This is a genomic window from Dysgonomonas hofstadii (genome assembly GCF_014196915.1).
GTDB classification, from domain to species: domain Bacteria; phylum Bacteroidota; class Bacteroidia; order Bacteroidales; family Dysgonomonadaceae; genus Dysgonomonas; species Dysgonomonas hofstadii.
The window spans coordinates 258,074-281,994 of record NZ_JACIEP010000006.1; the positions used below are offsets into that span (position 1 = coordinate 258,074).

At 40.1% G+C, this 23,921-nt stretch carries 21 protein-coding genes; 1 reads left to right on the forward strand and 20 read right to left on the reverse strand.

What is annotated here, in order from left to right:
• Positions 1 to 52 precede the first annotated feature (52 nt).
• The 20 genes from nifJ to GGR21_RS20970 form a co-directional block, all read right to left on the reverse strand.
• The gene (gene nifJ / locus GGR21_RS10245; protein WP_183307121.1) at positions 53 to 3,625 is read right to left on the reverse strand and encodes a pyruvate:ferredoxin (flavodoxin) oxidoreductase; all 3,573 of its coding nucleotides are present in this window, start codon (positions 3,623 to 3,625) and stop codon (positions 53 to 55) included.
• An 82-nt stretch (positions 3,626 to 3,707) separates the two neighbouring features.
• Entirely contained in the window at positions 3,708 to 4,898 is a 1,191-nt protein-coding gene (locus tag GGR21_RS10250; protein ID WP_183307122.1) for an AAA family ATPase, read from the reverse strand.
• Between the two features lie 186 nt (positions 4,899 to 5,084).
• Positions 5,085 to 5,897: a transporter substrate-binding domain-containing protein gene (locus GGR21_RS10255; RefSeq protein WP_183307123.1), complete on the reverse strand. Its 813-nt coding sequence runs from the start codon at positions 5,895 to 5,897 to the stop codon at positions 5,085 to 5,087.
• Positions 5,898 to 5,903: 6 nt separating this feature from the next.
• Positions 5,904 to 8,009: a putative porin gene (locus tag GGR21_RS10260; RefSeq protein WP_183307124.1), complete on the reverse strand. Its 2,106-nt coding sequence runs from the start codon at positions 8,007 to 8,009 to the stop codon at positions 5,904 to 5,906.
• A 95-nt stretch (positions 8,010 to 8,104) separates the two neighbouring features.
• Complete coding sequence (gene hisB, locus GGR21_RS10265) at positions 8,105 to 9,220, reverse strand: bifunctional histidinol-phosphatase/imidazoleglycerol-phosphate dehydratase HisB (RefSeq protein WP_183307125.1); 1,116 nt, start codon at positions 9,218 to 9,220, stop codon at positions 8,105 to 8,107.
• 3 nt (positions 9,221 to 9,223) lie between these two features.
• On the reverse strand, positions 9,224 to 9,955 hold the full coding sequence (locus GGR21_RS10270; protein ID WP_183307126.1) for a hypothetical protein: 732 nt from the start codon (positions 9,953 to 9,955) through the stop codon (positions 9,224 to 9,226).
• A complete protein-coding gene (hisC, locus tag GGR21_RS10275) occupies positions 9,956 to 10,984 on the reverse strand; it encodes a histidinol-phosphate transaminase (RefSeq protein ID WP_183307127.1) in 1,029 nt (342 codons plus the stop codon).
• 142 nt (positions 10,985 to 11,126) lie between these two features.
• Positions 11,127 to 11,711 carry a DJ-1/PfpI family protein gene (locus GGR21_RS10280; RefSeq protein WP_183307128.1) on the reverse strand — a complete coding sequence of 195 codons (585 nt, stop codon included), beginning with the start codon at positions 11,709 to 11,711 and terminating at the stop codon, positions 11,127 to 11,129.
• Between the two features lie 106 nt (positions 11,712 to 11,817).
• Positions 11,818 to 12,264, reverse strand: coding sequence for a cupin domain-containing protein (locus GGR21_RS10285; RefSeq protein WP_183307129.1), 447 nt, complete (start codon positions 12,262 to 12,264; stop codon positions 11,818 to 11,820).
• Between the two features lie 9 nt (positions 12,265 to 12,273).
• Entirely contained in the window at positions 12,274 to 13,017 is a 744-nt protein-coding gene (locus GGR21_RS10290) for a hypothetical protein (RefSeq protein ID WP_183307130.1), read from the reverse strand.
• A gap of 12 nt (positions 13,018 to 13,029) precedes the next feature.
• A complete protein-coding gene (locus tag GGR21_RS10295) occupies positions 13,030 to 13,464 on the reverse strand; it encodes a GNAT family N-acetyltransferase (RefSeq protein WP_183307131.1) in 435 nt (144 codons plus the stop codon).
• Positions 13,464 to 14,738 carry a histidinol dehydrogenase gene (gene hisD, locus GGR21_RS10300; protein WP_183307132.1) on the reverse strand — a complete coding sequence of 425 codons (1,275 nt, stop codon included), beginning with the start codon at positions 14,736 to 14,738 and terminating at the stop codon, positions 13,464 to 13,466. Before hisD ends, GGR21_RS10295 begins: the two co-directional genes overlap by 1 nt.
• A gap of 4 nt (positions 14,739 to 14,742) precedes the next feature.
• Positions 14,743 to 15,270, reverse strand: coding sequence for a GNAT family N-acetyltransferase (locus tag GGR21_RS10305; protein WP_183307133.1), 528 nt, complete (start codon positions 15,268 to 15,270; stop codon positions 14,743 to 14,745).
• Positions 15,267 to 16,121 (reverse strand): ATP phosphoribosyltransferase, encoded by an 855-nt coding sequence (gene hisG / locus GGR21_RS10310; RefSeq protein ID WP_183307134.1) that lies wholly within the window; start codon positions 16,119 to 16,121, stop codon positions 15,267 to 15,269. The genes GGR21_RS10305 and hisG overlap by 4 nt, the downstream gene beginning before the upstream one ends.
• A gap of 695 nt (positions 16,122 to 16,816) precedes the next feature.
• Positions 16,817 to 17,293 (reverse strand): hypothetical protein, encoded by a 477-nt coding sequence (locus GGR21_RS10315; RefSeq protein ID WP_183307135.1) that lies wholly within the window; start codon positions 17,291 to 17,293, stop codon positions 16,817 to 16,819.
• A gap of 93 nt (positions 17,294 to 17,386) precedes the next feature.
• Positions 17,387 to 17,743 (reverse strand): hypothetical protein, encoded by a 357-nt coding sequence (locus GGR21_RS10320; protein WP_183307136.1) that lies wholly within the window; start codon positions 17,741 to 17,743, stop codon positions 17,387 to 17,389.
• A 54-nt stretch (positions 17,744 to 17,797) separates the two neighbouring features.
• Entirely contained in the window at positions 17,798 to 18,349 is a 552-nt protein-coding gene (locus tag GGR21_RS10325; protein WP_183307137.1) for an RNA polymerase sigma factor, read from the reverse strand.
• A 31-nt stretch (positions 18,350 to 18,380) separates the two neighbouring features.
• The gene (locus GGR21_RS10330) at positions 18,381 to 19,412 is read right to left on the reverse strand and encodes a tetratricopeptide repeat protein (protein WP_183307138.1); all 1,032 of its coding nucleotides are present in this window, start codon (positions 19,410 to 19,412) and stop codon (positions 18,381 to 18,383) included.
• A 193-nt stretch (positions 19,413 to 19,605) separates the two neighbouring features.
• Positions 19,606 to 21,069: a hypothetical protein gene (locus tag GGR21_RS10335; RefSeq protein WP_183307139.1), complete on the reverse strand. Its 1,464-nt coding sequence runs from the start codon at positions 21,067 to 21,069 to the stop codon at positions 19,606 to 19,608.
• A gap of 212 nt (positions 21,070 to 21,281) precedes the next feature.
• A complete protein-coding gene (locus GGR21_RS20970) occupies positions 21,282 to 21,404 on the reverse strand; it encodes a hypothetical protein (protein ID WP_262890053.1) in 123 nt (40 codons plus the stop codon).
• A 248-nt stretch (positions 21,405 to 21,652) separates the two neighbouring features.
• Between GGR21_RS20970 and GGR21_RS10340 the strand changes: the two genes are divergently transcribed.
• A complete protein-coding gene (locus GGR21_RS10340) occupies positions 21,653 to 23,920 on the forward strand; it encodes an aconitate hydratase (RefSeq protein ID WP_183307140.1) in 2,268 nt (755 codons plus the stop codon).
• The last annotated feature ends 1 nt before the right edge of the window (position 23,921 follow it).

Consider the following 23,921-nt stretch of genomic DNA (forward strand, 5'->3'; position numbering starts at 1 on the left):
TGTTAGTTTTACCTTTCTGGTATTTATAGAAAATTAACTATTAAACAAATAATTAATTTTGCAGTTCTGAACTTTCGTCAAATTTATCGAATGATGTTTCAGCCGCCAACCGCTGATAGCTTCTATAACGCCACATAGCATTATTCTGAGCGGCCTGGTACAATTCTTCAGATTCGGATGGATTTGATTTTTGAAGGGATGTGTAACGAACCTCCCCTTTCAGGTAATCCTGGAATTTACTCCAATCCGGCTCTTTGCTATCCATTGTAAACGGATTCTTACCCTCTTCTTCCAACATTGGGTTGTAACGCCACAAGTGCCAGTATCCGCATGCAACCGCTGCTTTTTCTTCATCCTGTGCATGTCCCATACCTTTACGCAATCCATGGCTGATACATGGAGAGTATGCAATCACCAATGACGGGCCTTTGTACTCTTCTGCTTCTTTAATAGCTTTGAGGCACTGTCCCTGATTTGCTCCCATAGCAACCTGTGCTACATAAACATAACCATAAGTTGCAGCGATCATACCAAGATCTTTCTTACGAATCTTCTTACCTGCAGCGGCAAATTTAGCAACGGCAGCTACCGGAGTAGATTTGGATGACTGACCTCCTGTATTGGAATAAACTTCTGTATCAAGCACAAGAATATTTATATCTTCACCCGAAGCGATCACATGGTCGAGACCACCGAAACCTATATCGTATGCCCAACCGTCACCACCAAATATCCAGATAGAACGCTTGATGATATATTGTTTCAATGAATAGATCTCTTTGCAGTAATCGCAATTTTCTTTCTCTTTTTCAAGCAATGGCATGATCTGAGCATGAAGTTCTTTTGTTTTTTCAGACTCATCTTTGTTTTCAATCCACTCTTTGTATAATGCTTTCAGTTCAGGAGAACATTTATCGCAATCCTGAGCCTGAGTCATCAGTTTTACCAGCCTGTCACGCATTGTAATGTTAGCCAAAGCATAACCAAGACCAAATTCAGCATTATCTTCGAATAATGAGTTTGCCCAAGCCGGGCCTTTACCTTCCTCATTCTTACGATAAGGAGTCGAAGGTGCAGAACCACCATATATAGATGTACAACCTGTAGCATTGGCAATCAACATGCGGTCTCCGAATAACTGAGTCACAAGTTTGATATATGGAGTTTCTCCACAACCGGAACAAGCACCCGAGAACTCAAACAACGGAGTAGCAAACTGTGAATTTTTCACATTCAGTTTAGTATCCACAAGATGAGCCTTGCTTGTTACATTTTTGACCATGAAATCCCAATTGTTTTGCTCAGGGAATTGTGTTCCGATCTCAACCATTTTAAGGGCTGAATTCCCTTTCTTACCCGGACATATATCGGCACAATTACCACAACCAAGACAATCGAGCACATCCACCTGAATGCGGAATGCCATACCATCAAACTGTTTTCCTTGCGCTTTCAGCAATTCTACATCCTGAGGAGCTTTTGACTGTTCTGTAGCATCCAGCACAAATGGACGGATAGTAGCGTGAGGACAAACATAAGCACATTGGTTACATTGAATACAGTTTTCAGCTTCCCAAACAGGAACGAACGCTGCAACCCCACGTTTTTCGTATTCAGTCGTACCATGATCCCATGTACCATCTTCACGGCCTACGAATACCGATACAGGAAGATCGTATCCACGCTGAGCATTTACCGGACGAACCACTCTTTTGATAAATTCAGGAGCATCGTCTTCTTCCGGTTTGCCAACCACGATATTAGCCCATTCTGCAGGAACCGGAACTTTCTCGATTTCAATACCACGGTCAACGGCAGCATAATTCTTATTTATTACATCCTCTCCTTTACGTCCGTAAGACTTAACGATGAATTTCTTCATCTGCTCTACAGCCAGATCGTAAGGTATCACATTCGAGATTTTAAAGAAAGCTGATTGAAGGATAGTATTTGTACGGCCACCAAGACCAATTTCAGTCGCAATCTTAGTTGCGTTGATAATATAGAAATTGATATTGTTTACTGCCAGATATTTCTTCACATGGTCGGGAAGGTAGTTACCTACTTCATCCGCACTCCATACCGAGTTCAACAGGAATGTACCATTTTTCTTCAACCCCTTAGTTACATCATAAAGATGAAGGTAAGCAGGCACATGGCATGCTACAAAGTTTGGTGTATTAACCAAATAAGTAGAACGGATAGGATTGTCACCGAAACGAAGGTGAGACGCTGTAAATCCACCCGATTTCTTCGAGTCGTAAGCAAAGTATGCCTGACAATATTTATTGGTATTATCTCCAATAATCTTAACAGTGTTCTTGTTAGCACCTACAGTACCATCCGAACCTAATCCGTAGAATTTAGCTTCGTATGCAGACTCGTCTACTGCAACTTCTTCTTTTAACGGAAGAGATTTGAAAGTAACGTCGTCTACTATACCGATTGTGAAATCGTTCTTAGGCATAGCCATTGCCAGATTTTCGTATACTGACATTATCTGTGCCGGAGTAGTATCTTTAGAAGAAAGTCCATAGATACCACCAACAATAAGCGGAGCATCTTCTTTTCCATAGAAAGAATCTTTCGTATCCATGTACAATGGCTGGCCAGGAGCTCCCGGTTCTTTGGTACGGTCGAGAACGGCTATTCTCTTCGCCGTTTTAGGTATCGCACCTAAGAATGCTTCCACTTTGAACGGCCGATAAAGGTGAACAGCTACCAGACCTACTTTTTCGCCTTTAGCGTTCAGGTAGTCCACTGTTTCTTTGATAGCCTCTGTTACAGAACCCATAGCGATGATCACACGGTCTGCATCTTCTGCTCCGTAGTAATCGAACAGGTTATATTTGCGTCCTGTTATTTCAGATATCTTAGCAAGATACTTTTCTACTATTTCGGGTACTGCTTCGTAGAATTTATTTGAAGCTTCACGAGACTGGAAATAAATATCATCGTTCTGAGCTGTACCACGTGTCACAGGGTTTTCAGGATTCAATGCTCTTTCGCGAAATGCTTTTACTGCGTCCCAGTTTACCAATGGTATAAGGTCTTCCTGCTGCATCTCCTCTACTTTCTGTATCTCGTGAGATGTACGGAATCCGTCGAAAATATTCATGAACGGAATACGAGCTTCGAGAGTTGCCAGATGAGGTACCGCCGACAAGTCCATCACTTCCTGAACCGAACCGGAGAAGAACATAGCAAAACCTGTCTGACGGGCAGCCATCACGTCCTGATGGTCTCCGAATATTGATAAAGCCTGAGCAGCTAGAGCACGTGCCGAAATATGGAATACGCTGGGAAGAAGCTCTCCTGCGATTTTGTACATATTAGGAATCATCAACAACAAACCTTGCGATGCTGTATAAGTTGTTGTCAGAGCGCCTGCCTGCAATGAACCGTGAACTGCACCGGCAGCTCCTGCTTCCGATTGCATTTCCTGAACTTTAAGTATCTCGCCGAATATATTTTTGCGTCCGGCGGCAGCCCATTCATCTACATATTCTGCCATAGTAGACGATGGTGTGATAGGATAGATCGAGGCCACCTCGCTGAACATATATGATATATGAGCTGCGGCCTGATTACCGTCACATGTTAGGAATTTTTTTTGTTTAGCCATACTTTTAGTAATAGTTGATTATCTTGTATTGAACTTATTTACTCTGTATATAACACAGATATTACGTCTGTTGATTTCTTTTTTAATATAAAAAACCAAAAAGCCACAAAGGAATCACATTCTTTTCACCTGTTTCGAGATTAGCTACCGCATACATCAATTCTGGCTTATTCTTACCCCTGCTTTTCTTCCCTTCTATTTTAAATTTATATTTATTGTTTTCGGTTTCCACAATAAACATTCCTGCTTTAGTTCCCTTTTTCAGTTTGCAATCGCTGTGGTGAATCTGGTTGTAGAAAAATGTTTCGCGCAAATCCTGTTCCCTTACTTCCGACATCTTCAGCGGAAACATCAGATTAGTATTGTGCATGTAAACCATATCCGGCTTTTTAGGAAATTCTTCCCCTTCTTTGTAAAGCATATTTATCAGACGTGCGCTACGTAGATATTCCATATAATTGGTCACTGTAGCTCTTGAAATCTCACAATCGACGCTCAGTTGACTGATATTCGGTTTTCCGGGAGATGACAGTGATAATAGATATAATAACTTCCGCAGCTTTGGCAAATATGACATCTCGATCTGCTTTATAGAAAGCACGTCAACTTCGAGCATCATATTCACGGTTTTAAGCAGATTTTCGGAAAAATTCCTTTTCTCAAGAAAGAAAGGGTAATAGCCGTGATGTTTGTAAGGCCAGAAATGTTTCAGTGGCTCTGCTTCGGAACATATCTCTTTTGCTATTTCTTCATGATTATTTATAATCTCATCTATAGTATAAGGCCTGAAATCTTTTTCTAAAATAATATTCAGAAATTCCCTGAAAGAGAACCCCCTGATATTATAAACCGAAACTATGGATGATATTTCTTCGTCTTCACCCAGCTTCATTACAGTAGAACCCGTAAATACAATTTTCAGTTGAGGGAACAGTTCATGGCACTCTCTCAATTCCCTGGACCAGTTGGGATATTTGAATACCTGATCGAGTAGAAGTGTCTTTCCTCCGTTTCTGACAAATTCTTCTGCAAAACTAGTGATCGTTCTTACCGTGAAATAGAACTGATTCATGTTTATATAGAGGCAATCCCTCTTATTCACATCGAAAAACTGTTTTGCATACTGGAGCAGAAAGGTAGTCTTACCAACACCCCTTGTACCTTTTATCCCTATCAATCGCTGCGACCAGTCAATCTGGCTCATCAGCAATCTGGGAATAACACCTTCGAGGTGCTCTACCAAATACTTGTGTGTACGAAAAAATGATTCCACGGAATATACCTTAATTAAGACCCGACGAAGATACACATTTTTTGCTTCATTGCAAAGTCTGGTTTGCAATTTTAAGCAAAATTTGTCAAAAACCAATGAAAATTTTCAGAAAAAGATTTTAATCAGGAATTAAATATCGGGCGATTCTGAAAGTTTTGGACAGTCGCCGTCTCGACTGCTTCTTTTCTATTTATAATACTTTTTATAGATAATATTATATTCTTTAGTTTTCTTTACTCTATTGATCCAGGCATTGAGTGAATCGAGCAGGACTGGCGATTTATCACTGACTGCCCATGCTTCGAGATGTGTAAAACCGATCAGCGTGGAGTAATCGATCTCCGGCACCGATTTGGCGACCTTCATTGCCACCATTTCGTCACATACGGCATAGTCTATTTCTTTGGCAGCCACCATCAAAGCCAGTTGTTCGGCACCGTAAGTTTCATCTTCTTTAATATAGATAGTATCACCTATTTCGTGCGACAGGTTCCTTATTCTTAGTATGGCGGGCGAATTTAACGGAACGTACAATGTTTTCTTTGCCAGAGCCAAGTGGCTTCTTACCGGCTCTATATCATTGTTATACTCTTTTTTACGTTGGATCAGCACTTGTCTGTTCTGGGCGACAGGCTCGGTAAAACGTAATACATTCCTTAGTTCGGATGTAACTGGAATATTGCGTGCCATTACATTATATTTACCTGTCTCCAATCCTTCGATACATTTATCGAGGTTGGATTCAAGCAATATCTCTATTTTAAAAGGCATTTGTGAACCTAATAACTGTATCAGGTCATGGTTAAATCCTGCGATGGTGTCTCCCGAAACATAGTATCCCGCCGAATTATAGTCGGTGACAATCCGCAATGTACCTGCTTTCTGTATCTGTATATAATCCTTCGGGGATTCATTATCGCCGGAGAACAACAGGTAAATAGCTGCCACAACACAGATAAAGACAGGAATAAGTGTAAGGAGCGCCTTATTTTTCAACATGGTGGATCAATTATTAAATTGCCATGAGATACCCAGTTTCAATACACGAGGATTGTGAGGATAACGATACAGAGAGAATGAATCATCACTGATAAGGCCTTTTGTCGCGTTATACATCATCAGGAAGAAGCGGGTATATTTCAGATGCAGGTTTATGTATGCATTCACCTGAGGATAATTGCCCAGCTTCATTTCCCGCTGATTGAAGAATTGCATGGTCAACGGATCGTAACCCGGCATATAATATTCGGAATGATAGTGTACATCGGCGCCAAGCTGCAAAGTGAGTACTTTAGCGATCTTTGTCATCAGGTAGATATTGGAATAGACGCTCAATTGAGGCAAAGGAATAACTTCTTCTTTTGTGGAATTTTGGAATACAACCTGATTATCCCAATGAAAAATACCTGCTGTAAAGTCCTGATCCAACCGTAAAGAGATAATCTGCACATTGTCATTATATTGTACAGGAACAGCATTATATTTGTTCTGCAATGTCGCATCACCGTAATAAATATAATTCTTTATATTTTCCACCCCTCCACTGATCTTTGTCCTGGAGAATGATGTTTCAGGGAAGACGATCTCTCCTCCAGCATACCAACGATCTGTACTAGAAAAGCTTTTATTCCAGTTCCAGTATTTAGAAGAAAAATTTTCCTGAAAAATACTTGGCCTTACTTTCTTTATATAGGCATCGGCTTTTGCTTCTACATTTTTCCCAAAAAGAGAGAAACGTGTAGAAATTTCACCTTCCAGTTTAAAGTCTTTTCCTGTGTTTTTAAGATCAAATTGTCCTGATGCCCTGTATTTAAGATATCTTCCTTTTTCCTTTGTCAGTACACCACCGACATACATTGCATCATCTTCTTTACGCTCATATATCCCCGGCAGCGCCCCCGGTATGGAAAATTGCCTCTTATCATATTCAATAAATGCAGTCAATCCGAATTTTACCCATGGACGAAATCCTTCATTCATAGCTAACGCCAATGTGTTTTTGAAAGAATAATAGGACATATAGTCGTCGATATTACCCATGTACTTCACCGTAGCACTTTCTACAACACCCTCATCCCCAATATCAATAGAGGGGCTGTAAACGTTATTTAATCCCGCATAATTAGATGTTATACGCCGACGCTGGTCGGTATAATGGGTGGTAAGGATAACACTGGCCAACGGCACATAATCTTTTTTCTTGCGCCAGGAGGTAGTACTGTCATTCACCTGATATTGCTCCATATCGTTCCCCAGGTCGTAACGGTTGGTTACATACAGGTGACGTCCCCGCATCTTGTTGCGGGTATCTTCCATACGGGTAGGAATATCACGGGATTTTCCGGTGTAAATACTTTCAAGGCTTGGATGATTGGGATTTGAGATGTATGTTGTATCGCTGACTCCACCATTTTCGAGAATGACAAAATTGTTATTATGAAAAAAGGCATGCATTTTATACTTGTCACCGATGTAGCTTGCATAAAAATCATAGCTTACTCCTTTGTTAGCTAGAGAGTTATAAAATCCACGCGAATAGATGTAGTCAAAATCAAAACCTACATTCAGTTTCTTTCCGGCATTCATAGACATCTCTGCCTGAAAACGCTGCTCCTGGCTCTCTCCACCACCTCCACTCTGATAAAATATATTTGTATACGGCACCTTTGTGTTCAGAAAATACTGATCTTCCGGATTTTTCCGCCAGAGATACATAGCATCAAGAAACATAAAACGGGAATTTTCCGGCCTTTCGAAGAAAATCTTGGATTGCGCCGGCGAACCTATATTACCCAGATACCCCATGGCCACACTTTTGCCGTCTACCAGCATACTATTGTGAAAGTTCTGGGTAAGTGTATCCCGGGGGACAAAGATCCGTTCTCCCAAACGGGGAGTTATCTTCCATGCATAAATGCTGGGTACTATAGTCTGGGCTGTATCAATTATATTTTTTCCTGTAGGAAACCCCAGGCTATCTCCTTTTGTCGGATCTATTATCTGCCCGGTATTAGGATTCCTGTTCGTATGTGCTTCGTAGTACTTGTCCTGCGCCTTTATGCCTAGGATAAATACTAAAAACAAAAATATAATTAACACTTTTCTTTTCATCGGTGCAAACTTACACAAAAATTAAAATATGAGTTGTTAATGTTTCTATAAAAACACGGTAAAGCCCTTATTTATTGTATAAAGCATGCCTATGATCAGATTACCCCCTTTGTAGAAGGCAATTCATAATTGAAAATATCCCGTTTTTTAGCCATTTTCAGTGCACGGGCAAAGGCTTTGAAGATACCCTCTATTTTGTGATGCTCGTTTGTACCTTCAGCTTTTATATTCAGATTCATTTTGGCAGCATCACTCAATGACTTGAAAAAGTGCAGGAACATTTCGGTAGGCATATCCCCTACCCGTTCGCGATGAAACCCAGCATCCCATACCAGCCACGGACGTCCGCCAAAATCGAGGGCGACAGAGCACAAACAATCGTCCATCGGCAGACAGAACCCGTAACGCTCAATCCCCCGTTTGTCACCGAAAGCTATATGTAAAGCATCACCCAAAGCAATAGCCGTATCTTCTATGGTGTGATGTTCGTCGACATTCAGGTCACCTTTTACTTTTATCGTCAGATCGATACCCGCATGCTTTCCTATCTGATCGAGCATGTGATCGAAAAAGCCCAATCCTGTGGATATATCACATTTACCTTTTCCATCGAGATTAAGGGCGATATAAATATCTGTTTCTTTCGTTGTACGCTTCACCTCCGCTTTGCGTTCTCCTGCAAAGAGGAATTCACTTATCTGATCCCAGTCGGTAGTTTGCAGGATGCAGACAGTTTTCAAATCTTCAGGTACTTCAATATCTTCCTGTAAAAATATTGCTTTTGTTCCAAGATTTTTAGCCAACTCCACATCAGTCAGACGATCGCCTATAACAAATGAATTTGCAAGATCATATTCTCCCGTCATATATTTATCCAGCATGCCTGTACGGGGCTTGCGGGTAGGAGCATTATCTTCGGGAAAACTGCGATCGATAAGTACATCATCGAACGTCACACTTTCTGTTTCGAATGTCTTCATCATCAGGTTATGAACAGGCCAGAATGTATCTTCGGGAAAGGAAGATGTCCCCAAACCGTCCTGATTAGTAACCATTACAAATTCGAAATCCAGATTTTTCCGGATAAAGTATAAGTTACGAATAACTTTAGGATAAAACTCCAGTTTTTCGAAACTATCTAACTGGTAATCGATAGGGGGTTCTATAACGAGTGTTCCGTCACGGTCGATAAATAACGCTCTTTTTTTCATTTCTCAATCATATATTGGTTCTAAAATACCTTTCTTTTTTGCATTATAAAGATAATAGCCTCCATAAAATTCTTTTCCTTCCAACTCTGAAGTATAACTTGCTATCACTTTCTTTCGGATATCAAATATATCGATGATAAACAAACCATCAGATGTATTTTCTAGAAGAACGAACCGGTCATTATCAATCCATGCTACATCTTCACAAGCGCCCGATGGCCCCCAGCTCTGAATCACATATCCCATCCTGTTTTCCAGGTCGTAAAGCCAGACCAGCTGGTCTACTTCTCCGTCAAATACAATAGTTTTACGCCTTTCATCATAATGGGTATAAAAATAAATATCAATATATTTCTTTTTGTCAGGGGAATAGGAATATATATTGCGTTTGACATCTGTCTTCAAATTGGTATCCAGAGAATCCATTGGATGAGAATAACGATCATACAGTTCAAAATTATTGCAACCGGTATATTTAAAATCAGTCATTTTCAACCCGTAATATTTAAACCATCCTCTGGTTATTGGAGCTATCTTTTGTGCAATATCAACAGAAATATCTTCCGGAAAAGATATGCTATCACAATGATTTATTACCAGTTTTTTTACATCTGGTTCTGTTGTTGAAATAGAATCGGGAGCAACAGTTCTCCCTACAGCCTCTCTTTCTTGCTTTCTTTTTTCCTGGCAGGAAGACAATACAACAAGGATTAATAAAAAACAAACACACCTCATTTATAGCCGTTTGAGTGTTTCTATCAATACTCTGTTTTCTTCATCCGTCCCCACCGTTATACGCAGGCAACCTGCACAGAGGGAAACAGAATTACGGTTACGTACAATTACGCCTTTATCTGCCAGTTGCTTATACATACCATTGGCGTCCCCCACTTTTACCAGTATAAAATTAGAATCAGTCGGGTAGATCTTTTCCACAAAAGGTAAGGTAGCCAGTTCTTTATTCAGATAATCCCGCCCATTAAGCAAGATTTTTATCCACTCTTTCCTCAATTCCAGTTTATCCAGCTCTTCGCTTACAAAGTTTTGAGTAAGGATATTCACATTATACGGATATTTAACTTTATTGAATAATTTAATTATTTCCGGTGAAGCGAAAGCCATTCCTAAACGAACAGCAGCAAGCCCCCAAGCTTTAGAAAATGTTTGTAACACAATCAGATTCGGATATTTATCCAAACTGCTGATCCATGTTTCTTCAGATGCGAAGTCTATATATGCTTCATCTACAATAACAATTCCCTGAAAAGAATCCAGCACTTTTTTAATTTCATCTCTTTTCAAAAGGTTACCTGTAGGATTGTTGGGAGAACAAAGAAATATCAGCTTAGTCTTATCATCAGTTCTATCCAGTAGCTTCTGGGCATCAAGTTCGAAATTTTCATCCAGCAAAACTTTACGATATTCCACATCATTTACATCGGCACACACCTGATACATCCCATAGGTAGGATCGATGGCGACAATATTATCAACACGAGGCTCACAAAAAATACGGATAACAAGATCGATAGGTTCGTCACTACCATTACCCAGGAATATCTTTTCAGGATGGATATTTTTTACTTCTCCTATCTTTTCCTTCAATTTCCATTGCAACGGATCGGGATAGCGGTTATACTTATCGTTCAGTGGATTCTCGTTAGCATCGAGAAAAACCGAAGCCTCTCCCTTAAATTCATCGCGGGCGGATGAATAAGGCTTCATATTCCATACGTTTCTGCGGACTAATTGTTGTAAGCTCATTTTATTCAATAAAAAAGCAGCTGCAATTCTCTATAAGGTATTGCAGCTGCCCATTTACTATACCTTATACTTTATATATCAAATATATTTGTTGTTTTGCGAGACTCGGCATAATTCAAAGCAAGCTTTAATTCTGCTCTCGCTACTTAAAACATTCAATTTTTACTCCCAGTAATTTATAGAACTCCCTCAGTACAGCCGGATGCCCCGGCCATGCAGGCGATGTTGTCAGGTTTCCGTCTGTTACAGCCTCGGTGGCAGGTACATCTTTGTAATTTCCTCCGGCAAGGGTTACTTCCGGCCCTACAGCCACATAGCATGTCAATGTACGGCCTTTCACCACATTTGCAGCAGTAAGTACCTGTATACCATGACAAACGGCCGCCACAGGCAGATTCTTTTCAAAGAAATAGCGTGTATATCCTATCACTTTCGGATCGAGACGAATATATTCAGGCGCACGTCCACCTGTAATATAAAGCCCTGCATAATCTTCCGGTTTCACCGCATCGAAACTTTTATTGAGCGTAAAATTATGCCCTCTCAGTTCCGCATAAGTCTGGAAACCTACAAAATCATGGATTGCCGTTGCAATCTGTTCTCCCGATTTCTTTCCTGGACATACCACATCCACATGAAACCCTACACTCAGCAATGCCTGAAATGGCACCATTACTTCATAATCTTCTACGAAATCGCCTGCCAGCATCAATATTCTCTTACTCATGATAAAACAGATTTTAGTTTGACAATCAGTTAATTCCTTAAAAGTAACGATAATTGTTAAAAATCAGTCTTTATCAGTAATAAAAAATATTGAACTCTGTTAAAGATTATTTTTCGTAAGTAGTGACCACAAAGATTATCAGCGGCTCGTTGCCCGTATTGATTATCGAATGGTAATTACCATCACCCTGTATAGATGTTACGTTACCTTTTTTCAGGTTAAAGCGGCGGGTTACCTTGTCCAGCCCTTCACGTTCAATATATTCACCCTCGCCATGCACCAAAACATAAAGCTCCTGTTCTTTTTTGCTTCCATGCTCATGAAATCCTGCCTGGTCACCCTTATTCAGTAACACCATATATGTGCCGATACGGTTGTTTACAAGTTCGCCCTTTTCGAATATAGAAAGCATGTAGACCACTCCATTGCCGTCATACATCGGATCCCGTTTCTCAACATCGATCACACCTCTCTGTGGTTTGCCAAAAGGGGTAAGCGTAATATCAATGTATCCAGATATTATATCTAATACCTCTTGTTTTTCGTTTCCCATATTTTTATATTATTCTTCTGTTTTCTTTTGTAAGGCTTCTTTCAGGTTTACTTTAGCTAATAAGCCATTGTAATCTTCTGTTATTATAGCCATAAATTCTCCGCCATGCCTACTGGCCATTTTTTCCAACTGTTTATCTACTTCTGCCGTATCTTTTTCGACAAAACAAAGAGTTGTAGAAGCACCATATCCTGTAGCCTGACACCATATCGTCATTGTTTTGCCCGGTTTTATAAAGAAATCCTTTACCAATGATTTTTTATTTTCCGTATAACAAAAACGACTGGCAGCCCAGATCGGCATTTGTTGTTCCTGATAATAAGAATTATTATTCCGTCGCTTTTCTTCCTGAAAATATGTAAATGGTAACTCTTTCGCCGCATTTCCGGTATTGGTTATGGATACTTTCATCATGACACCGAAAGGCTTACCTTTTCCTACAACCGAATTATAACGGGCGTTCGACCCTGCATCTACTTTCCTTTTCTCGACTTCATGCACAACGATTTGCAGGCTGCCAAAAGGAATTGTATCACCGATATTATGTCCCAGTTTTTTCTTTTCTTCGGCAGCCAGTCTTTCTTTTTCTTTTTCGGCATAGACAAGCGCCAGACTATCCGATATCCTTTTACTTTCGGCTAAGGCTCTATCGTTTTCCACCTCTCTGTTATTTCCAGAAGTCTGTTTGCCTCCGCATGAGGTCAAAATACACACCATTGCTAATGCAATGGCAGTTTTAAATGTAGTTTTCATAGTGTGTTTGTTTTATAGCTTTTTTATCATCTCATAATGAGGAATCCCCACTTCCGTAAACTGGTCGCTTTCTATTGTATAGCCATGTTTTTTGTAAAAATCGGCTGCGACTTTACGGGCATGGAGGTAAAGATATTCAAAATTACGGTCGGCAGCTACCTGCTCCGCAAACTGTAACAATTCACTTCCTAAGCCTTTTCCCTGGTAAAAGTCATCGATTGCCATTTGGCGCAACTGGATCGTAATATCAGATAATGGCGTTAAAATGCAACACCCTACCATCTGATCCGATCCAGGAAAATAAGCGGCCAACAACAGATCGTTTCTGTCCCTTTCCAGATCGTCTTCAGAAAAACTTATACCAAGAGGTTTCCTTAGAATCTTTGTGCGAAGAGAAACCATCTGTTCGTACTCCGGTGTTTTGTAACCTATTACTTTAAAATCCATTAGTCTTTCAATCTTAATGTTACAGCATTTTTATGAGCGAATAATTCTTCATTCTCCGCCATTATTTCAATAGCAGGCCCTAAGTTATTTATTCCTTCTTTAGATATCTCCTGAAAAGTGATTTTTTTAATAAAACTATCGAGATTTACACCGCTATACGCCTTAGCATAACCATTTGTCGGTAGTGTATGGTTTGTTCCCGAAGCATAGTCACCCGCGCTTTCAGGTGTATAATTTCCTAAGAATACCGAACCGGCATTTACAATCTTATCGGCAATCTCCATATAACCGGAAGCCTCGATAATCAGATGCTCGGGTGCGTATTGATTTGTCATATCAATAATATCCCGATTATCTTTCAGCAAAATCAGTTTACTGTTTCTCAATGCTTTTTCTGCAATTTCTTTACGGGGTAGTTCTGCAAGTTGTCTGTCCACCTCATCCTGTACCTGTAAAATAAAAGATTCGCTTGTAGTAGTAAGTATTACCTGACTGTCGGCACCATGTTCGGCCTGAGAAAGCAGATCGGCTGCGACAAACGCAGGATTTGCCGTATCGTCGGCTATTACCTGTACTTCCGAAGGCCCGGCCGGCATATCTATAGCGACATCGCTGATGCTAACCAATTGTTTGGCTGCCATTACATATTGATTACCCGGCCCGAAGATCTTATATACCTTAGGACTAACTACGCCATAAGCCATTGCTCCGATAGCCTGCACTCCTCCCAGTTTAAATATTTTGCTCACTCCGGCTTCTTTTGCTGCGAAAAGTATAGCCGGATGAATTTTTCCTTCCTTATTTGGAGGTGAGCAAAGTATTATTTCTTTGCAACCTGCTATTTTAGCGGGAAGGGCAAGCATCAAAACCGTCGAGAACAAAGGAGCTGTACCTCCCGGAATATAAAGTCCTACTTTCTCTATAGCCACTGCTTTTTGCCAACAGGTGACGCCGGGTGTAGTTTCGATCTTCTTTGATTCGAACTTCTGGCTTTTATGAAAGAGTTCAATATTTGCTTTCGCCTTACGGATAGCGTCTTTCAGGTCGTTTGCCACTAAGCTTTCCGCAGCTCTTATCTCCTGCTCCGAGATCGACAAATCCTGCAACCGGACTTTGTCGAACATTTCACTGTATTCGAAAACAGCAGCTTCGCCTCTGTTCTTTATATCGGCAAGTATCTTATTTACTTTGTCGTAAAGAGCCTGTAAATCGAAAGTCGGACGTTCGAGGATACTTTCCCATTGATTTCTTTCCGGATATTTTATAATCTGCATAGGTCTACTTCTTATATTCTCTTTTTAATAGGCTATACACTGCAATATCTGTATATTCATTATCAACCAGCAACTCGCCGTCCCGCTCGATACCTTCGACTTCAAACCCCAATTTTTCGGGTATGTTCCGGCTTTTCTTATTGTTGATGGCAACTTTTATCTGCACACGATTCATTTCCATTTCATCAAAAGCATATTCCAGTAGTCTCCGCACAGTCTGTGTCATGATACCTTTACCCTGAGCATGCTGGGATAACCAATAGCCAATCTCAGTCTTATGATTATCTTTGTCCACATCCTTGAAACCTGCCAAACCGACAAATTTATCCTTGTAATATATGGTAAACTGCTGTTCCCCGGTTTGCAACACATAGCGCACATAATTTCCCGTATCTTCTGCGTCCTGGGTGGTATCGACAAATGGTAACCATTCGCGCATATATTCCCGTTCCTCATTCAACGTATTGAAAATCTTAAAAATATCATCTACCGAAAGAGGATATAGTGTAATATCATCTGTAACTTCTATCATAAAATCATTTTTTCAATTGGTAATACAATAATTCCTTCAGCCCCGCAAGCTTTAAGTTTACTGACTACTTCCCAAAAACGTTTGTCCTCGACAACCGACTGAACCGAACACCACCCTTTAGTTGCCAGTGGAGTCACCGTAGGACTACGCATTCCGGGCAGAATATCGAAAATTTCATCCAGTTTATCTTCCGGGGCATTCAATAGTACATATTTTTTCCCTTCTGCACTTTGTACGGCTTCTATTCTGAATATCAATTCGTCTAAGATAGCTTTTTTTTCCTGAGAAAGCTGCTTTGTCGCTATTAATAATGCTTCGGATTGCATCACAACCTCGACTTCTTTCAACCGGTTACTAACCAGAGTTCCTCCTGAACTTACAATATCGAATATTGCGTCAGACAGACCGATACTGGGTGAAATCTCCACCGATCCGGTAATTATATGTATCTCGGAATTTACTTGTTGTTTTTTCAGGTATTGGGTCAGTATGTGAGGGTATGAAGTAGCGATCCGCTTCCCTTCGAGCCATTTAACCCCGCTGTATTCTTCATCTTTAGGAATAGCTAATGAAAGACGGCATTTACTAAAACCTAAGCGTTTTACTATATCAGCTGCTTCATTCTTTTCCACATATTCATTTTCTCCGACCACACCTATATCAGCCACACCTGTAGCCACAGCCTGGGGAATATCATCGTCCCTTAGAAAAAGAATTTCTACCGGAAAATCTTTTGCCGGAATCAGTAAGGTCCGTCTGATATTATTCAGTTTTATTCCGGCTTCTTTCAGAAGCTCCATTGTTTCTTCAAAAAGTCTGCCTTTCGATTGTACTGCAATTCTTAATACCATAATTATATGTTTTAGTTTTAAATTATATATTTTAACAGGTCGTTTTTACTGCGCACAATCACAGATTGTTTGCCATTCTTTTGGCCAAAGCCCCAAAAGAATGCAAAAACGCTTTGGTGGCTCGTCCTTCGTGCTACCCGTTACAGGCTCACGGGCTAAATTAAAAGATTGTCCTGCCGGACGCTTTTAATTTCACGCCCCTTTCTCCTGATGGGTGCCCAGCACTACGGTCTAATGCCACCGGGCAAAGCCACGAGTGCGTCAGCTTCCCGTGCATAGGTTTGCAAGCCGGGCACCTGACGGCTGAAGACGGCGTAAAACGGGGTGCTGTCTGAGCCGGAGGCGAGTTCAGCCCGTTTAGCCGGCAAAGCCAATGTCAGGTCGGCGGTAAACCAGCACTAGCCTTTTGGTTCGTTTTGGGCAATGCCAAAATGAACAAAGAAAACGACCATATAAATTATCAAAGAACACTCTTTCTTATATATCTTAGTTAAAAAAACAAGAGCTTACCTCTGCAAGGTAAGCTCTTGTTATATATCCTGTTTATGCACATCAATATATATTACTTACCATCTGGCGAGTAATTAAAATGATGATGATGCATATTATTTTTCATAACTATTTCTTTACAGAAAACAAAAGTATATATTTTCGGATAGAAAACAAACTTTTTGATAAATATTTAAATCAGACTCTTATTTATTTCTGTTTTCTCCATGACGATGTTGTTCTCTGTGGCGCTTCAATGCCGCTTCTTTAAATTTGATATCGGCAGCCCTGTATTTTTCAACTTTCTCGGCAGGGAGTACATTATTGAACTTTTTATAATATTCCACCTGCAGATCCAGTTCCTTCCGTTCAGCTTCGAGATTGGCCTGTGTTATTTTCTGAAAATCGGCATCCGTTTTATCCTTTTTCCTTCTCAGCTCACGGGTTTTAATACGTGCATCCCTGTAGATTTCGAATTTTTTTTCTGTCAGTTCAGATTCTAAAGGAAGAAAAGCTTTCGCCTCTGCATCTGTCAGATTCAATTCTTTTTTGAGGAATTCCGCTTTCTCTTTTTTCAGGGCCTCTACATCAAAGCTTCTTTTAGGCTTATCCTGAGCACCGACTGTTACAGAAAAAACAAAACTGATCAACAATGTTAATATCAGAATATTTTTCGATTTCATATACTAAAAAATTTATTTGCCAAACACACAAAGCCAGCATGCTGAAGATACCCCAATAACATGCTGTTTTTAAATAATATTATTCCTTTCCTATCAATTGTACATCATTTCTTTGTACTGAGCCTTTAGAACTTCATCCTCCAAAAATGCATAAAAAATATCTTCCTCTTCAGATAAAACAATGGATGGATCATTTGTGTTATCTGTTTCAGCGATAACGATTGTTGGATCGGATGTTGTATTGCGGTTAAAGACACCAGTCAGAAACAGTACCCCGATAAAGGCTGCGGCAACCGCTGTCCACGGAATAACCATTTTCCACAATGGAACTTTCTTCACAGCAACATTTTCTTTGGCCGGAAGCTTATCCATCATTTCAGCATTAAAGTTCTGAAAATAGTTTTCAGGTACTTTAAATGGGTTTTTGCTCTTGTTTAAATTATCCAACATAATATTACTTATTAAACTCTGTCTGATATATAGACTAAAGTTACTAAAAAAGGTTTAATTATCTGTTGATAAAAATTCTTCAATTTTTTTTACAGCATGATGATATGATGCTTTAAGCGCACCTACAGAGGTTTCCAATATTTCGGACATCTCTTCATATTTCATTTCATCGAAATATTTCAGATTGAACACGATCCTCTGCTTCTCGGGAAGTGTCAATATTGCTTTCTGGAGTTTAAGTTGTGCTTCGTCGCCGTCAAAATATTCATCTCCTTCGAGTTTGGATACAAGAAACGAATCAACATCGTCCATTGATACATTATTAGCCGAACGTTGTTTATTAAGGAAAGTAATCGATTCATTTATAGCAATCCGGTACAGCCATGTGGATAATTTTGAGTCTCCCCTGAAATTATCAATGCTTGTCCATATCTTAATAAAAGTATTTTGCAAAACATCATTGGCATCATCATGGCTTAAAACGATTTTACGTATCTGCCAATACAAAGGTTCGCTGAACTCTTTTACCAGTTCGGCAAATGCTGCCTGTTGTGTTTTTTCGTTGTGTAACCTTTCTACCAGTTTATTCTCTGCTTCCTGTAACATTTACTTCTATCGTTATCGGTTTACCGGGTCGCTACAAGTCGGAATCGTCTCCGAAATCAGCGTCCTCGTCCGCACTACTCTGTCCGCTTTCGAACCATTCTATAAAATTATCGACCTGGGTTTTATTTTTATCCCACCATTCCAGCGACTCGGGAAAATATGAAACACTCACATAGCGGCAATAGGTTTCGAAGTGTCCCGAACCCAGTATTTCATCATAAGTCGGCACAAAGAAAAACCACATCAGCCCGGTTTGAGTATCGTCCTGCAATTGTCCCAACTGGAAAAATATAGTTTTTGATGCTTCTTCATAAAATTTATACTGTGCAGCAGGCTCAGTCGAACTTGTACGTATTCTTTTAATTGCTTCGTATATTTTGTGCCTGTCCACACCACTTTCCGGTTCCAGTTTAGCCGGCTGGCTGTCATAATTTGCATTCAGCAGGTCGAGCATCTCGCCAAAGGCATCTTTCGATCGCTCTGTATTGGGCTCGAGCAACAGGAAGAAATGGAAAGAGTAGAAACTTTGCAACCATTGGCCCAAATCATTCAGGGCATAAGCATATAAGAGGAAAGCACTGGCATGTGTAGCATCTATCTCAATAGCCTTGCGAAGATGCTGGGCTGCCATTTTATTATTTTTTCCATTAAAATAACACAAACCCAGATTGAAATGCAAAAGGTATTCATCTCCGCATTTTTCTACTGCCTCATTCAGCAGATTAATAGCATCGGCAATCTTATTCTGGTTGGCAAGTACCGTTCCTTTTACAATATAAGCATCCACTAGCAATGGTTGAAAATTGGCGGTAATGACCCGCGTGCTGTAACGAAGCGCTTTATCATAATCTTTCAGATGCAGATATGACAACGACATTTCATATACAGCCGACATCGAGGAAGGATTTACCTTCAACGCCTCCTCATAGCAGGCTATAGCTTCTTTATAGCGCCCCTTATCATGTAACGCCACACCCTGCCGTATCAGTTTTTCAGAGGATGGTTGTGCATAAGTCGTTAAAGTTGTGAATAATAAGAAAAATATAATTAAGCAATTTCTCATGCAATAATAGTTTTAAGAAATACAAAAGTAAGAAAATACTCCAGAATTGCGTATTTTCTTTTATCTCTTTGACTTTTTTAAGGATTGAGGGTTTAACAAAACACCAGTCCTGTTCCCTAAAAAACAGTAATAGTTTATAGAATAAAAAAGGTACAGAAAAAATCCGTACCCTTTACATTCTTAAAATAGTGTCTTATTCTTTAACACACCTTACCGATGCTCCTCTTGCTCTGGGAGCCAATTGAGCAGGAAGCAATGTATATGGTTCAAATAATAGTAAATAAGAAGATGTTTCTTCAAGCTTAGTGGTTCCCATCCACACATATCCGCCATCACCCACATTGGTCAATTCTCCGCTCGTGGAAGACCTGTATCCGGCAGCAGGATAATATCCGGCATCAGGAAAATCTGCTCCCGTTCCCAGAACAAAATTCTGCCCGGCTAAGCCTTGCCATGGTGAACTTGAAACCGGATCGCTAGTCCTGGGCATTCTCCAACCCGGAGGACAAGGATCGTACGGAGCCTTAAGGTTATTCTCATCGTCCCAAAGGTTATCATTTTTATATGCCCTATCGTCGGTATACCAGTCTCCGTTAGTTGCTGATGTATAATAGAATACATTCGGATTATATATAGAACTTTGTATATGGTTATTAGCCACTAATGCCAGTGTAGACACATCTACCTTGGATATTGCTACGGGGTTATTATCAATATCATAAATTTCTTTTTCTTCTTCACCTGTAGTTGTCGATGAATTTGGGAACGGATCTTTTCTTCCCCATTGATAAAGCAAACCTTTAGAACCAACGACACCTTTGTCTACATAAGATGCCCCCAGATTACGGTCCATAAATGTATAGCCATTAGATACAACCTGGCTGTCAGTATCTGTCGGATCATAATTTGCCACCCAAATATGCCAACTCCAGGCGATGTAACTCCCCACTTTTAGCGCGATTACTGCATTTCCCATAAAATTGGAAGAGTTGGTCGTTAAACGGATTTCAGATTTTAAGCCCTGATCCCCGTCTGCAAGCTTTACCTCCGAGATCAGGTCTTTACGATCCTGCCATAGTAACTCAACCGAAAGGCCGGTGCCTATATTACCCAAATCGGTATTCAACTTTTGTCTCCATACGGCATAAGCTTTTGACACAGGTATATCTACGGTTTTTCCCGGATTAACAATATAACAATTTGATAACTTTAAAGCAGCAGGATCTTCCACGTCATCCACCGGAGGTTCTACCGACGGAATCTCATTATCACCACCACTGCCTCCTGTCCGCACCTGAACCATATCCCATTGTTCACCATCCCAGTAATAGAGGCCGGGATATATACTATCACTTTCTAATCTTGCAATATTGAAAACAAAAAGCCCTACACTATTTTTCTTCTCATCAACATATCCGGGATCTGTTGTTTCCATAAATGGTTGTAAAGTCTTCAGATTTACCAGAGAAACACGCGGTAACAAAAGGCCTCCGGTCTTACTCGTTATATTTTCTCCATCGGCCGTCTGGTCTTTTATCTGTAATAATGCTGTCTTGGCAGGTGCTTCTCCCATACCTATAGTAACCTGGGATAATATAGGTAAAGACAAAAAACTTATACACAATACCAAAACTATCCTTTCTGAATATCTTCTCATTTCCAAAATATTTATACAACTGTGAGTTTGTTTATTTTTTTAACTAAACAATAGGCATAAATTATTGTTCAGCAGAACAAATTAAATTTATTCTAAGAGAAAGATATTCAGCGAATTAAATATGCAATATAAATCAACAATATAAAACATATAAAATGAGCACATTCTATTTATATCATTTTATATAACTTCTTAAGAATTGAGGGTTTAGGCTAAAGGCGTATTTTGTATAATTCTTTTTCTTCTATTCCCATAATTTCACAAAAGCGCTTATTCAATAATTTCCCGAGTTCTTTTTTCTTCACAGTTTCAGGATTATTTCTGAGAATTTTCATCTTATTTTTTTATCACTCATAAACATAATCTTTTAGATATGAGTTATAATAATATAGGACTAAAGTATAGAAATTTATTTACCAGAGCAAAGCACAGGGTATTTTCAGACTATCCAATTAACACCATTTCTTCGCTTTATCTTACACAACAATCGGGATTGTGATATATATCACAGCAAATCTCAAAATATTTTTATTATTTTTGTTACATTTTGAAATTTGGAATTAACTAAAAACATATTAAAAGAATGAAGAGTAATACTTTTGACATAGAAATGATCCGTAAGTTTTATGATACTTTCCCAGCAAAAGTAGAGAAAGCCCAAAAAAAGCTTAACCGTCCGTTGACATTAAGCGAAAAAATACTATATGCCCACCTGTCGGAAAACGAACCACTGAAAGATTACAAGAGGGTGGTAGATTATGTTAATTTCTCGCCTGACAGGGTGGCCATGCAGGATGCTACTGCTCAGATGGCATTGCTCCAGTTAATGAACTCGGGCAGGACAAAAGTAGCTGTACCATCGACCGTTCATTGCGACCATCTGATACAAGCATATAAATCGGCAAAGGAAGATCTGAATACAGCCGAAATTACAAATAAAGAAGTATATGACTTTCTAAGCGCCGTATCTAATAAGTTCGGAATCGGATTCTGGAGGCCCGGATCAGGAATTATCCATCAGGTAGTACTAGAAAATTATGCTTTCCCCGGAGGAATGATGATAGGCACTGACTCCCACACCCCAAATGCAGGAGGACTCGGCATGGTTGCCATCGGTGTGGGCGGAGCCGATGCTGTAGATGTGATGGCCGGCATGCCATGGGAATTGAAAATGCCGAAACTGATCGGGGTAAAACTCACAGGAAAACTATCGGGATGGGCATCACCTAAGGATGTTATCCTTAAATTGGCAGGAATACTGACTGTAAAAGGCGGAACGAATGCCATTATAGAATATTTCGGTGAAGGTACTGCTTCTCTTTCTGCAACAGGGAAAGGTACGATCTGTAATATGGGTGCTGAGGTAGGTGCCACAACGTCGATCTTCCCCTACGACAAAAAATCGTCGGAATACCTGGAAATAACAGGCAGGGCCGATGTAGCAGAAATAGCGGATAACATTTTGGAATATTTACAACCAGATGCTGAAGTTGTAAACAATCCTGATAAATATTTTGATGAACTGATCGAAATAAACCTGTCGGAACTGGAACCATATGTAAACGGCCCGTTCACACCCGATGCGGCTCACCCTATATCCGAATTTGCCAAAGTAGTAAAAGAAAAAGGTTATCCTCAAAAAATGGAAGTAGGACTGATCGGATCATGCACTAACTCATCTTATGAAGACCTTTCGCGTGCTGTATCAATTGTTCAGGATGCGAAAAACAAACATATAAAGGTAAAAGCACAATTCATTATCAATCCGGGATCGGAACAGGTACGTTATACCGCCGAACGTGACGGGATACTTCCCGTGTTTGAAGAAGCCGGAGCAACCATTATGGCGAATGCCTGCGGGCCTTGCATCGGTCAATGGAAGCGTGAAACAGATAATCCAGACCGTCCTAATTCTATCGTGACGTCGTTCAACAGGAACTTCGCTAAACGCAACGATGGCAATCCGAATACACATGCGTTTGTAACATCACCCGAGATAGTAGCAGCCCTGAGTATCGCAGGAGACTTGTGCTTTAATCCAATGACTGATACACTGGTAAATGAAAATGGCCAAAACGTAAAATTACAGGAGCCGGAAGGATATGAATTGCCTGTCAATGGCTTTGAATATAAAGAATCGGGATACATGGCTCCTGCCGCTGATGGATCGGAAATTGAAATCACAATAGCTCCTGATTCGCAACGCCTGCAAGAACTGAAACCTTTTCCTGCATGGAATGGAAAAGACATCATCGCCCAGCCTTTATTGATAAAAGCAGAAGGGAAATGTACAACCGACCATATATCGATGGCCGGCCCGTGGCTGCGTTTTCGCGGACATCTCGATAATATCTCAAATAATATGCTGATAGGTGCCGTAAATGCTTTTAATGAAAAAACAAACGCTGTTCTCGATCCTGAAACCGGAGAATATACGGCAGTTCCTAAATTAGCCCGTAAATTTAAAGCAGAAGGACTCGGCTCGATCGTGGTAGCAGAAGAAAATTACGGGGAAGGCTCATCGCGTGAGCATGCGGCCATGGAACCCCGCTTTCTGAATGTGAAAGCAATCATTGTAAAATCATTCGCCCGTATTCACGAAACAAATTTGAAAAAACAGGGAATGCTGGCTCTTACCTTTGTCGATAAGGATGATTACAACAGAATAAAGGAAGACGACAAGATAAGTATTCTCGGACTAAATGATTTCAAACCCGGTAAGAACCTTATAGTTGAACTGATCCATAAAGACAGTTCAAAGAATTTATTTGAAGTAGCACATACTTACAATGAAGTGCAGATAGAATGGTTCAGAGCCGGAAGCGCACTGAATTATATGAAGAGAAAATAAT